Raw genomic sequence first — 12,030 nt, 5'->3', positions numbered from 1 at the left:
TGTGTTCAGCTCTCCTCGGTCGCGGCGGTGGTGGCCGGCAGGTTGGGATCGATCACCGCGCGGTCGAAGACCTCGGTGTAGACCGTCCGGAGGGCCTCGCCCGGACCGGTGACCGCCCAGCCGCGCTGGCGCTCCTGCACCACGACCCGGCCGGCGCGCAGCTCGCGCATGAGCTGATCCGGTGGCCCCTCGGCGGCCACCCACTCCAGGCGCATCGCGGCGATGCCACCGGCCGGAGCGGGCAGGGTCGTGACCCGCCAGCCGTCACCGGGCGTGCCGGTGGCGCCCTCCTGCGCCCGGACACCGACGTCCGAGCCGATGTCGGAACTGGCCAGGAAGGGGTCCGGCATCCGGCGCTCGTGACGCATGGTGAACTCGCTGGCGGCGGGCTTGCCGAAGACGTTGACCCGCACCCCGGTGGTTCCGAACTTCTTCACCCTGATCTGCCGGTGCGGGGGCAGCTGGACCAGGTCGGTGGTGACCACTCGGGAAACCGCGCGGCCGGGCAGTGAGTGCGGCTGGAAGCGCACCAGTCCCAGCCGCAGGAACGGCCACACCGCGAGATCGACGTCCACGTCGATGTCGGCGAACCACAGGTCCCGCTCGGCGTCGAAGTGCACCGGGTGCCCGACGACGGTGACCTGCCGGCCGCCCGCGGCCGGGTCCAGCAGCGTGACGGTGCTCGTGACCTGACCCGGTGTGTCGAAGTCGTCGGCGACGAGGTGCTGCTGGTCGCCGAGGCCGATCTCCTCGATCGGGTCGCTGCCCCAGCGGGTGACCAGGCCGGACAGCGGCCGGCCCTCCTCGGCGTCACCGTCGGTCGGGTTGGCGAAGAGCACCACGCCGAGCATTTCGCCCTCGCCGGTGCGGTTCCAGCGGCGGTTGAGCCACACCCGCACACCCATCGTCTCCCGGGTGCTGGTCCACTCGCCGAACTCCGTGCCCCTGGTGATGCGGAACGACGGCACCACCGAGTGCACGTCCGGTGGTGGCGGCACGGCCCGGTTGGGCACGTGCACCAGCATCGGGGTGCCCTCGCGCAGTTGACTCTGATCACCGTCCGGCACGGGAGGGAAGTACTCCCGGAACCGGGTGGACCCGACCGGTCGGTAGGTGACCGCCCGGTGCCGGGTGTCGCCGAAGAACTGCGACGCGGTCAGCGCCGCCGGTCCACCGGTGCGTTCCAGGTCGGTGGGGGCGAGCGTGGCGGTGCGCGACTGCGGCTCGACGCTGCCGGTGCCGGCGTCCACCGCTTCGAGCCAGGACGCCGCCAGGTGCACCCGGCCGGTGGTCGGCCGGTGCGCCTGCACCTGCGCGGTGACGGTGACCTGCCCGGTCAGGCCGGTCGCGGTGACCGTGGGCGACCCGAGCAGGGCCGGCGCCACCAGCGGCTTCTGCACCGCGTGCACCACGGTGACCGGCTGCCGCGAGGACAGGCCCAGCACCTGACCGTCCAGGACGTCCTGCGGGTCGGCGGCGCCGACGGCGAGGTGGTCCAGACGGTCGGGGTGCAGCGTGCTGGACAGCTCGAAGGTCTGCTCCACGCCGGGAGGAACCTCGACGATGAGCACCGATCGGCCACCGGACTTCTTCACCGAGACCTGCACCAGGCTGGGACCGGCCGCCGTCGGGCGGACCACCAGCTTCGCCGGCGGCAGATCCGGCCAGCTGCCGCCGTACCCCGTGCTCACCACTGGCGACGCACCCGGCACGCCGCCGAGGGCCACGCCCGCGACGGCCGGGTCCGGCAGGTAGGGCAGCAGGGCGGCCGGCGCGTCGATCACCACGTAGGCGCCGTTGGGCAGTGCCCGACCGCGCGGCACCGGCAGGGTGCCCTTGACCTGCCTGGTCGGGTCGCTGGTGACCAGCTGTAGGCCCGGTTGGGGCACCATCGCACCGCTCGGGCCGGGCACCATCGGGTCGAGGAACGAGCCCTCCTCCCGACGGGCGACGGCGAACATCCGCTCGCGGTCCGCCGGGGTGGCCTGCGGCCCGAAGGCCGCGTCGAACATGGCGTGCCGTTCGGCCAGCATCTGCGGGCTGTCCGGTGCGGCGACGTGCCGCTCGCAGGTGCCCAGTGGGGTGCCCTGGCCGTCGCTGCGCACCACCAGCCGCAGCAGCGACTCGCCCTCGGTGAAGCGCCTGGTCGGCACCAGGGTGGGCGAGCCGGCCGCCTCGTGGCGGAGGTAGCGCACCGCGGGCAGCACCTGGGTGGGATCGCAGACGTCCGGGTCGATCGCGGTGCCGGCGATGTCCACCGCCCGGGCACGGAGCTGGTAACTGCGTCCGTAGCGCAGCCGCGGTAGCGTGCCCGGCGCGGTGGTGACGTCCGCGCGCAGCGGATAGCCGGGCGCGAGGACGCTGCCGATCTCCTCCACCTCAGGGCTGCCGCGGCCGTCGCCGCCGACCTTCGGCCCCGGTTTGCCGACCGACAGGCCCCAGCCGTCCCACCCGGCGATCTCCTCGCCGACGACGAGCCGGGCGACGCCGAACTCGTCATCCTGCTGTGCGGCGACCACCGCCTCGGTGCGGCCCTCGTCGTCGGCGTCGATGGTCACCGCACCCACCGTGTAGCGCACCCGGCGGCGCATCAGCGACCGGAACGGCCCGCCGTCGGTGGCCACGTCCACCCGGTAGCCGGTGGTCACGTCGTCGGCGAACAGCACCGCCGGGGCCTGCGCGCCGGCCGAGGCGATCGCGTCGGTGCGGCTGGTGGCGTGGCTGACCACCGCCTCGGCACGGGCCTGCTGGCCGAGGGTCAGACCGACGTCGCGGCGCACCGGCAGCCGGGCCGGCAGCGGCTCACCGGAACGCGCCGACGCGGTCGACGCCGCCGCCAGTTGACCGCTCAGGCTGGCCACATCCACACTTGTCAGCACGTAGGTGGCAGCCGGGTTACGCAGGTTGAGCACCCCGCCGACGATCTCGGCGCGGGCGTCCGGCTCGGTGGCCATGGTGAACCGGCGCGCGGACGGGTCGCTGACCACCGCGCTGAACGGCTGGGAGCGGGGCACCGGGCCGTTCAGCGGCTGACCGGCCGCGTCCACCACCCGGACGGTGCGCGCGCCGTCGAACGGCGCCATCTCGAGATCGACGCGGAGACCCAGCGGTACGGAGAGCGCGGGGTGCGCCATCAGCAGGGTGCAGACCTGGTGGAAGTCGGCCTGGGTGACCGAGTTGACCCCGGTCAGCGGCCCACCGGCGGCCCGCCCGCCCGGCCCGGGTGCCCGGCGGGGGCCGCCCGCGCGGCGTAGCCACCGGGCGTAGGCGGCGATCGGCAGCGCCATCGCCAGGTCCTCGTGGCCCTCCTCGCGCAGCCGCTGGATCGCGGTGGCCAGCGTCGCGTTCGACGTCGCCGCCGGGGCGAGCAGGGCGGCGCCGGCCTCCCGGCCCATCGCCCGCGCCACCCGGGGATCACTGTCCACGGTGGCCAGTGCGGCGATCGCCCGTCGGACGACGTGGTCGGCGCCCAGCGAGCCGGTGGCGCTGGTGCCGTTGACGCTGGCGTACATCTGCTCCAGAGCCGTCGCGGTGGCCGCGAAGGCCGGCCCCGGTCGGGCGGCTCCCAACGCACGACGCCCGCCGGCCTTGGTGAGCACCCTGGTGGCCGGGCCGAAGAGCGCCGTCCACAGCGGCGACGACGCCGGTTCGCTGCGCCGGGTCAGCGGCTGCGGCTCGCCGCCACCGGTGTCGGCCAGGAAGATTGGCCCGAGGGCGTTGACCACCGCCGGCCAGTTCGCCAGCGGCGTACCGCCGATCGTGGTGATGCCCTGGCCGCGCGGGGCGGCGACCAGGCTGAGCTGCGCCCTGCCGTCGGCGAAGCCGGCCGGCAGAACGGTCCAGAGCACGCTGTACGTCATCGTCTACTCCTGTGCGAACGCGGCGCAGTAGGTGTCCCACGGGCGCGGACCGGGCCGCCCGGTCGGCGCCATCAGCTGGGCGAAGGTCGGATCGGCGTTGGGGCCGGCGAAGCGGCGCTCCATCGGCACCACCACCGATTCGCTGAAGAACAGCACCTTGATCTCCACGGCGATCTCGGCATAGCCGTACAGCTCGTTGGAGTCGAGGTCGTAGTCGAGGGTGAGCGTCAGGGTGATCGAGACGCTGATGATGCTCAGGACCTCGACCTCTCCGCGGATGCGGAAGTAACCGCCGATCCGGGCGATGTCCAAGCTGGCGTCGATGTCGAAGTGCACACCGCCCATCGCCTCCACCGACCCGCGCGCCACGAACAGGTCGACCGAGAGCGAGGCGCCGAACTCCAGGGCACCGACCAGCTTGACCAGACCGGTGGTGGCCACGCCGATGGCGAGGTGCCCACCCCCGCCGAGCGCGGCGATGGTCAGCCGGAACGGGTTGTCCGGGGTGGAGAAGGCAAGATCGAAGGAGAGCGGGTACGGGTCGCCGGTGAAGTTCAGTTCGGCGCCGGCAGAGATGGCGATGTTCTCCAGCGCGAAGACGCCTATCGCCAGCGACGGCACCGGGAAGCTGAAGCCGGAGCGCACCCCGGTCGGGGTCACGGTCAGCGCCGGCGGGTCGGAGAAGCCCTCCTGGTCGATCACCTCGGCCAGGGTGGCGATGAAGGCGAGCACCTGGCCGTAGCGCAGCGCGCCCAGCTTGATGTCGACGTCGGGCTTGCCGGCGTCCCTGCTGGTGAACCGGATGCTCCTGATCGGCACACTGAGCAGCGGCACGGTGTCGAAGGCCGGCGTGGTGGTGGAGTGGATCTGCAACTCCACCTGCTCGACCAGGCACTCGCTTGTGGACCGGGTCTCCAGCCGGGCGGTGTCCACCTCGGTGGTCTGGGTGATCCTCAGGTTGGCCCTGTTGGCGTCACCGGGTTTCTCCCGCAGCGGCCGCAACACCACGAAGCCCTTGTGGAAACGGGCCTGCGGCTTGTCGCCGAAGAGCTTGGTGTCCCAGGTCATCACCTGCGAGGCGACGCCGTCGACCAGGTCGCTGACCATCTTGTAGGCCTTGCCCAGTTCCCGGACGATGCCCTCGTCGGTGGGCAGCAACTCCTTGATCGTGGCCAGACCCAAGAGCTTGTCGGCGTCCTTGAGGAACGACAGGTCCATCGCTCCGGCGGCCAGGGTGGTCAGGTTCGCACCCGCCAGCGCCCCGAACTGCCGGGAGATCGCCGAGGTGTTCAGGGTGAGGGCGGCCAGCCCTCCGGTGGCTTCCTGCGCCAGGCCGACCGCCGGCGATTCGCCGATCAGCTTCAGGAAGACCTGCCCCTGGGCGTTCGCCCCGTCGAAGAGCGCCTGGGTGTACGGCGCGGCGTACTGCAGCACCGCCTCCTTCGCCCCCGGCGCGTACCGGTCCAGCGCGGCGACGCGCCCGACGATCCGTTGGGCGACCGGCAGCCCGGTGGCGGCATCCAGCGCGAGGTCGACCGTGCGGGTGAGCACCGTCGTGGCCTGCTCCGGGGCGGGCACCTCCGGGTCGGCCGCCGACCGGGTCGCCGTCGACGCGGGCTCCGGCACCGGGGCGACCGCCATCGGCTGCCCACCGGCCTGGATGGTCCGGAAGACGTTCTCGACCGCCTGCGCTCCGCCGCCGAGGGTGTCCCACAACGCCCGGGCCTGCGCGTCGGAGGCGGTGTCGGGCACGAAGAGCAGCGGCAGCGCGAACGGCACCGGGCTGCCCTCGTGGTCGTAGCCGATCAACTGATGGGCGAACGGGGTGACGGCGTCCAGCTGCAGCACCCGTGAGCCGGTCATCCCACCGGGCGGCTGGACAGCCTCCATCGGCGGGGTCACCGTGGTGACGACATCGACGCGGGTGAACGGCCAGCGTCGATGGGCATCGCCGCCCATTTCGACAACCGACGTGGCGGGCGACTCGAACGGCATCTGCGGATCGGTGACCAGGACGGTCGCCGCGGTGCGCAGCGCGGCCACCCGGGTACTGCCGCTCTCGAAGCGCCGAACCGTCTCCTCGGTGAAGATCGCCCGATGGCCGAACGGGTAGAGCTGGCCCACCACGACGATCCGTTGGGCCTGGTCGCGGCCCATCGACGTGTCGTGACGCCACTGCGCGACAGTGGCGGCGATCTGCTCCGGCGTGGAGCCCGGCGGCGGGTCGGGCCAGTCACCACGCACGCGCAGCCAGCCGCCGAGGCTGCTCAACGCGAGCCGCTGCACGGTGGCCGGCGCGACGGTGCGCGACTGCTCGGAGATCTCGACGCACAGGTCGGCCCGGAGGGTGTTCTTGAGCCGCGCGTCGTTCACGTCGTCGGCCCACCCCGGCTGTGGCGCACCGCTCTGCGGGGTGTGGGTGAAACGCGCCGGCAGCGGCACCTCGGCGCTGGCCGAGGAGTCCACCGAGGTGACCTCCAGCCGGGTGCTCCACAGGGCGGTGCGGCCGGCGTTCACGCGGGCCGCGGCGGCGTGCCGCAGACGGACGTGGCCACCGGGCGACTGGAGGTTGAGCAGGTAGGGCAGGCGGAACTGCGAGGCCTGCGGGAAGCCCGGCGGCGGGGCGGCCACCAACGAGGCGTCGGCGGCGCGGGCGCTGGACGTACCGCTGGATCGTGGTGGGCTGACGGCGGCCCGGCGGGCCGCGCGGTCCTGGCGCCGGTCCTCCGCCGCGGCCGGGTCCGCAGGCCGGCCGGCCTGCGCGGCCATCGTGGCCGCGACCAGGTGGTACGCCGAGGTGGCCGGCCGGGGTGGCCGGGCGTCGAGCGGGTCGACCGCGCCGCCCTGTTCACCGGGGACGATCTCCAGTCGGGAGATCGCGGCCAGGATGCCGGCGACGGACAGGTCGATCGGGCCGTCCGACGGGCGCACCACGAGCACCACGTCGCTGGGTGGCGTGAAGATCGGCTTGGTCTGCACCAGCCGCGGGCTGGCGCCCCGGGCGGCGTTCTCCAGGAGTTGCTGCGGGGGGAACCGCACCCACAGGTGCCCCTGGGCAGCGCCGGCAACCAGCTTGAGGTCGTAACCGGTGGGTGGGCCGGGGCGCAGTTGCGGCTGCAGGTTGCTTACCGACACCTGCAACACGAGCTGGTCCTCGGCCCGGGTGAGGGCGAACGACGGCGAAAAGGCCATGCGCCCACCCTTGCCTCCGCCGCCCGCGACGACATCGGTAGCCGCTGCCCATATCTCGTCGGACCGCTACCTACGTTGCGAGTCTCGCTATCCCCGTACAGGCGCTCCCGCGCCGCGATGGTGGGACAGACAATGCTTACGCGTTTCACACGGGCGCGCTGTGATCAGGCGCAGTCCGCTTGACCGATGGCCATCCGACCGGCGGCCGGATGGCTCCTGCCGCGCTACCCCGGGCACGATGACACCCGAGACGTCCGCCGGCCGCACGGGCCGGCGGATCGGTGATGACCGAGGCTGCGGATGGCGCCCCCAACGTCAAGGCTCTGATGTACGTCGCCAGCCTGAGCCCGGACGTCGGCGAGAGCGCGGGACGACGCGGCACGGACTGCGCGGAGCAGCACCGGCGTGTGGTCGTCGCTGCTCGGCGCACCCCATCTGGTCAGCCGGTCTTGGTGGCGAAGGGGCCACCGTCGCCGAGCGCGAGCCGCGCGAAGTTCTCCGCGATGCGGCGGTGTCCAGCCGGGTCGGGGTGGAGCTCGTCGGGTAGCGGGAGTTCGGCGTAGTCCGCCTCGCCGTACAGCTGCCGTCCGTCGAGGTAGTGCAGGTTCGGGTCGTCGGCCGTGCGCTGTTCGACGATCCGGGCGAGTTCGTCACGGATGACGGTGAGCGTCAGCCGCCCGGCGCTGCGCTCGGCCGGATCGCCCGTGGCCCTGAACCGCAGGGTCCCGCCCTCGAAGTCTGGCGCGAGGGGACCTGGCGTGTCCTCCTGGACCGGGCACAGGACGGCGGACACGACCAGCAGAGGCGTGGTCGGATGCCCCTCGCGGACAGTGTCGAGGAAACCGTGGACCGCGGGAGCGAAGGCGCGCAGACGCATCACATCGCTGTTGACGATGTTGATGCCGATCTTGACGCTGATCAGGTCCGCCGGGATGTCGCGCATCGCGCGGGCGGTGAACGGGTCGAGCAGCGCGCTCCCGCCGAACCCCATGTTGACCAACTCCACACCGCCCTGCGCTGCGGCCAGGGCCGGCCAGGTGGCGCTGGGATGAGCGGCGTTCGAGCCGTGACTGATGGAACTGCCGTGGTGCAGCCACGTCCTGCGCCCGCTGGGCGGGGCCTGTTCAACGGGCGCGTCGGTGCGCAGCGCGATCAGCTCGGTGATCTCCGTATGCGGAAGCCAGATCTCGATGTCCTTCTCCCCCGCGGGCAGATCCGCGAAGCGGGCGGTGCCGGCCGGCCCCTCGGTCAGCACCGAGGTTTGGGTGAACATGTCGGTGACGGTCCGGACGTTGCCCCCGGGCACCGAGGCCTGCGCGGCCAGGCGGCCGTCGACCAGCAGGTCGTAGACACCGTCGGCCGGGGGCGGGAAGCCTTGGTAGACCCGCTTGGTGGGCAGCGTGTCCAGTTCGATCGTGGTGGCCCGGGTACGGAACGTCAGCCGCACACCGGAGGGCTGGGCCTCGGCAACGGCCAGTTGGTCGTCGGGGATCTGCCGGCGTGCCCGGGTGGTCAGCCGGTGCGGCAGCAGACCGCGCCCGGTCGCCTCCAGGTCGACAAAGCCGCGCAGGAGGTCCGCGGTGACCGGGGTGATCCATTGGCGTTCGGTGGTCATTGCCTCAAGCCTTTCGACCGAATCTCGGTGTTCATCGGCGCGGCGCGCAGCGAACCGCCTGCGGCGGTGCGGCCGTTGTCCGGGTCAGGTAGTGCTGCGGTTGCGTAACAGCGCGTCGAGCGAATCCACGATCCAGTCCCAGGATTCCTGCGCGGCGGGGGCGCTGTGTTCGAAACCACCGGCCAGCTCCAAACTGACGTAGCCGTGGAAGACGCTGCCCAGCATCCGGACCGCATGCGTCGCGTCCGGCTCGTCCACGTCGTAGCCCCGCAGGATCGCCCGGGCCATCTGGGCGTGCCGGCGGCCAGCGCTGGCGGCCGCCGTTTCCGGAGCGAGCCGGAGCCGGGCGGCGGCATACCGGCCCGGGTGCTCCGTGGCGTACTCGCGGTAGGCGTCAGCGAACGCGGCCAGGGCGTCCCTGCCGGCACGGCCAGCGACGGCGTCGGCGACGCGATCGGCGAGTTCCTCCAGCGCGAACAGCGCGATGCGGGTCCTGAGGTCCTGCGAGTTCTTCAGATGCGAGTACAAGCTCGGGACCTTGACGTCGAACCGTCGGGCGAGCGCCGAGACGGTGACGTCGTCGAAGCCGACCTCGTCGGCCAGCTCCGCCCCCGCTCGGGTCAGACGCTCCGGCGTCAGCGGAAGTCTCTCCATCACCGTCCTCCTAACTGCCTACGCCTATTATGCTCCTGCCTAATAGCTATAGGCAAACTCGCCCGCAACTCGGGAGCAACGGACCGAACGAGAGATCCGGAAGGCGCGCTCCTGGCGCCGTGTCTCTGGCGAACCGAACGCCCTGCGCCACCTCACCAGGCAGCGGCGCAGTCACAGGCTGACCCGCCGCGATCTTGACTATAGGTCGATCATCTGCTTATGTCGACGGCATGACTCGATCCTTCGCGTCGATGCGCGAACCTACCTACTTCATCCTGGCCGCGTTGCAGGACGAGCCCCTGCACGGCTACGCGATCGTCAAGCGGGCGCAGGAGCTGTCCGACGGGCGGGTACGCCTCACGACGGGCACCCTCTACGCCGCTCTGGACCGGCTGACCGGTGAAGAAATGGTGCGGGTGGCCGAGGAATCGGTGGTCAACGGCCGTGCCCGCCGCACCTATGCGCTGACCCAGCGAGGTATGTCCGCGCTGCGTGCGGAAGCGGAACGGATGGCTGCGGCGGCGAGCGTCGTTCGTAATCGTTCCATCGGCTCGACGCCTGCGGCGGCTTGGGGGATGCCGGCATGACTGAGATGGAGCGCCGTTACCGATGGCTACTGCGGGCCTACCCCCGTGCCTACCGGCAGTATCGAGCCGATGAGATGCTGGAAACCCTGCTCGCCACGGCTGAGGACGAGCGGCAGCGGCTGGACCTTCGAGAAGCGGCGGCGCTCGTGGTCGGAGGGCTGCGAGCCCGTACCGGCATCGACCAGATCGGCTCGCGAACGGCGCTGGGATACTCCGCGCTGCGGCTGTCCGCGCTGTCCCTGCTTGTGTACGCCTTGACGTTCTGGGGCGGCGGTCCGGTGTCATTCCTGGTGACGACGCTGTCGGAAGGCCCGTACAACCCGCAGTCATGGTGGTTCATGGTCATTCCGGCGCTGTTGACGATCGCGCTCTTCGCCGCGGCTCGGGGTGGTTACCGGCTGGCGAGCGTTGCGGCGATCGTGACCGTGGCCGTGCAACATGGGGTGGCGAATGGCTGGGACCCGTGGTTCTGGTTCTCGTCGGTCTACGCCCTTCAAGACCTGATGGTTCCCCAGTTCTGGCCGGCGCTGCTGGCTTCGCTGGCGTTGCTGCTACTGATCCGCGCACCCCGAACGCCCGTGACCCGACCGTGGATGTGGCCCGCCCTCGGGGTAGCAGCCCTGGTGCTGGCGCCGAGCCCGATCAACGGCTGGTGGGACGCACCTCTGTTGTCCATGTGCGCGCTCGCCGCAGTGGCCGTCGTCGCCGCACCGGTCGATGCCCGGATACCCATCGTCGCCTCGGCGCTTCTCCTGGCACCAGCCCTGGCCCAAGCCACCTACCTACTCTGCTCCACACGAGCGGGGTGGCCTCTGGAGGTCTCCCTCAGCGCGATCCTCATCCTCGCCGCGATCACGGTGATCACGCTTGCGACCGCCACGATCGCAGGCCGCCGCCAAGCCCGCATGTAGATACGCAAGCTTCTCGGCCACCTCTCGTGGCTGGCCGGCCGCGCACGATTGCTCGTCCCAGATCGCCGGGGCTCGTTGGGCGACGGAGGAATCTGTCCAGCAGGCAAAGAACGAAGCTGGTCTCGACGAGTACCAGGTCCGCGTCTGGCGGGCCTGGTACTCCCACAGCGGCAGGTCCCGCTCCACGGTAGGTCGAGATTGAGCCGGAATGTCGATGCGGCCGACGTTTCCGGTCAACGAATGACGACGATGGCAGGGCCTCTCCGACCATCGTGTCCGCGCCCGCTCGGCGGGTTCTACCGGGGCAGGGATTCGGCGTCGCGCGCGTAGCTACCGTTCGCGCGGACGAGCAATTTGGCCTCGATCAGGTAGCGCCGGACGCTGACGTGGTCGACCGCGGACCCGTTGCACCATGCCTTGAGCTTGTCGTCGACCTCGCGCTCGTCAAATGCCGCGCCGGCCGGGAAGCTTGTTTCGGCCACGTGTTCGAGCAATGCACGGCGCCGCGACTGTTGAGCCGGCATCGAGACCAGTCGGCCGTCCTGGATGAAGGGGCGTAGGGTCGCCCGGACACCCGGATCCGACTGCTCGGAATTGCGGGGCACCGTAGCAAGCTGACGCAGCCTCTCGTACGCCGGGCGCAACCCGTCGGCGTCGCCGTCGAGGAGACCACCCTCCTGCAGACGTCGCACGGCTGCGACCACGTCCCGGTGGGGCATCTCCGCGGCACGCGCCACGTCAGCGAGCGATCGAGCGCCGAGGGCCACCGCCGCGAGGACGCGCATTCGGCGCGGGTCGGCGATCAGCCGGACGGTCGAGTCTGGAGTCATGGGCAGACTTTAGCCTGGATCCGACGAGGTCTCCTCGCGGCTCGACGATGAGCGGCGGATGACCGAGGAAACGGTGAACAACGACGGCCCACGATGCGGCCGTAGAAATGTATTGCCGTCCTCATTACCGACAAGACCAAGAGCAATCGCCATTCTACGTTCCGCCACAGCCCAAAAGTGCCCGGCGATTTTCGCGGGCACGCGGTGTCACAGAGGATATTGACGTCCCTCGGGCGGCCGCCCATGTCGGGGCGGCGGGGTTCCGGCCGGCCCGGTCGCCGCAGCGGGTTACGCAGGGCTACCCCATCCCGGACCCACCGACGGACGTGTGCCGCCGCGCCGCGCCGAACTTCACGCGGCACCACCTTGCACAGCCACCGA

General features: G+C 71.4%; 7 protein-coding genes. 2 read left to right on the top strand and 5 right to left on the bottom strand.

Annotated features, from left to right (window positions below):
• Positions 1 to 5 precede the first annotated feature (5 nt).
• From ACGFIE_RS25385 to ACGFIE_RS25370, 4 genes are all read right to left on the bottom strand, one after another.
• Positions 6 to 3,860 carry a hypothetical protein gene (locus ACGFIE_RS25385; RefSeq protein ID WP_393298870.1) on the bottom strand — a complete coding sequence of 1,285 codons (3,855 nt, stop codon included), beginning with the start codon at positions 3,858 to 3,860 and terminating at the stop codon, positions 6 to 8.
• A 3-nt stretch (positions 3,861 to 3,863) separates the two neighbouring features.
• Complete coding sequence (locus ACGFIE_RS25380) at positions 3,864 to 7,052, bottom strand: hypothetical protein (RefSeq protein WP_393298867.1); 3,189 nt, start codon at positions 7,050 to 7,052, stop codon at positions 3,864 to 3,866.
• A gap of 439 nt (positions 7,053 to 7,491) precedes the next feature.
• The gene (locus tag ACGFIE_RS25375) at positions 7,492 to 8,667 is read right to left on the bottom strand and encodes a GDSL-type esterase/lipase family protein (protein WP_393298865.1); all 1,176 of its coding nucleotides are present in this window, start codon (positions 8,665 to 8,667) and stop codon (positions 7,492 to 7,494) included.
• An 84-nt stretch (positions 8,668 to 8,751) separates the two neighbouring features.
• Positions 8,752 to 9,321, bottom strand: a complete 570-nt coding sequence (locus ACGFIE_RS25370; protein ID WP_393298862.1) for a TetR/AcrR family transcriptional regulator — start codon at positions 9,319 to 9,321, stop codon at positions 8,752 to 8,754.
• Positions 9,322 to 9,572: 251 nt separating this feature from the next.
• Here ACGFIE_RS25370 and ACGFIE_RS25365 point away from each other — a divergent pair, with 251 nt between their 5' ends.
• Both ACGFIE_RS25365 and ACGFIE_RS25360 read left to right on the top strand, forming a co-directional pair.
• Positions 9,573 to 9,908, top strand: a complete 336-nt coding sequence (locus tag ACGFIE_RS25365; protein WP_393298859.1) for a PadR family transcriptional regulator — start codon at positions 9,573 to 9,575, stop codon at positions 9,906 to 9,908.
• A gap of 74 nt (positions 9,909 to 9,982) precedes the next feature.
• A complete protein-coding gene (locus tag ACGFIE_RS25360; protein WP_393298856.1) occupies positions 9,983 to 10,819 on the top strand; it encodes a hypothetical protein in 837 nt (278 codons plus the stop codon).
• Positions 10,820 to 11,115: 296 nt separating this feature from the next.
• Here ACGFIE_RS25360 and ACGFIE_RS25355 read toward each other — a convergent pair whose 3' ends face one another.
• Positions 11,116 to 11,649: a DUF2087 domain-containing protein gene (locus ACGFIE_RS25355; RefSeq protein ID WP_393298853.1), complete on the bottom strand. Its 534-nt coding sequence runs from the start codon at positions 11,647 to 11,649 to the stop codon at positions 11,116 to 11,118.
• Positions 11,650 to 12,030: the final 381 nt, after the last annotated feature.

The organism is Micromonospora sp. NPDC049275 (genome assembly GCF_043197115.1).
Classification (GTDB): Bacteria; Actinomycetota; Actinomycetes; order Mycobacteriales; family Micromonosporaceae; genus Micromonospora.
The sequence above is the reverse complement of the archived record's forward strand: the minus strand, read 5'-3'. Positions and strand labels throughout refer to the sequence as shown.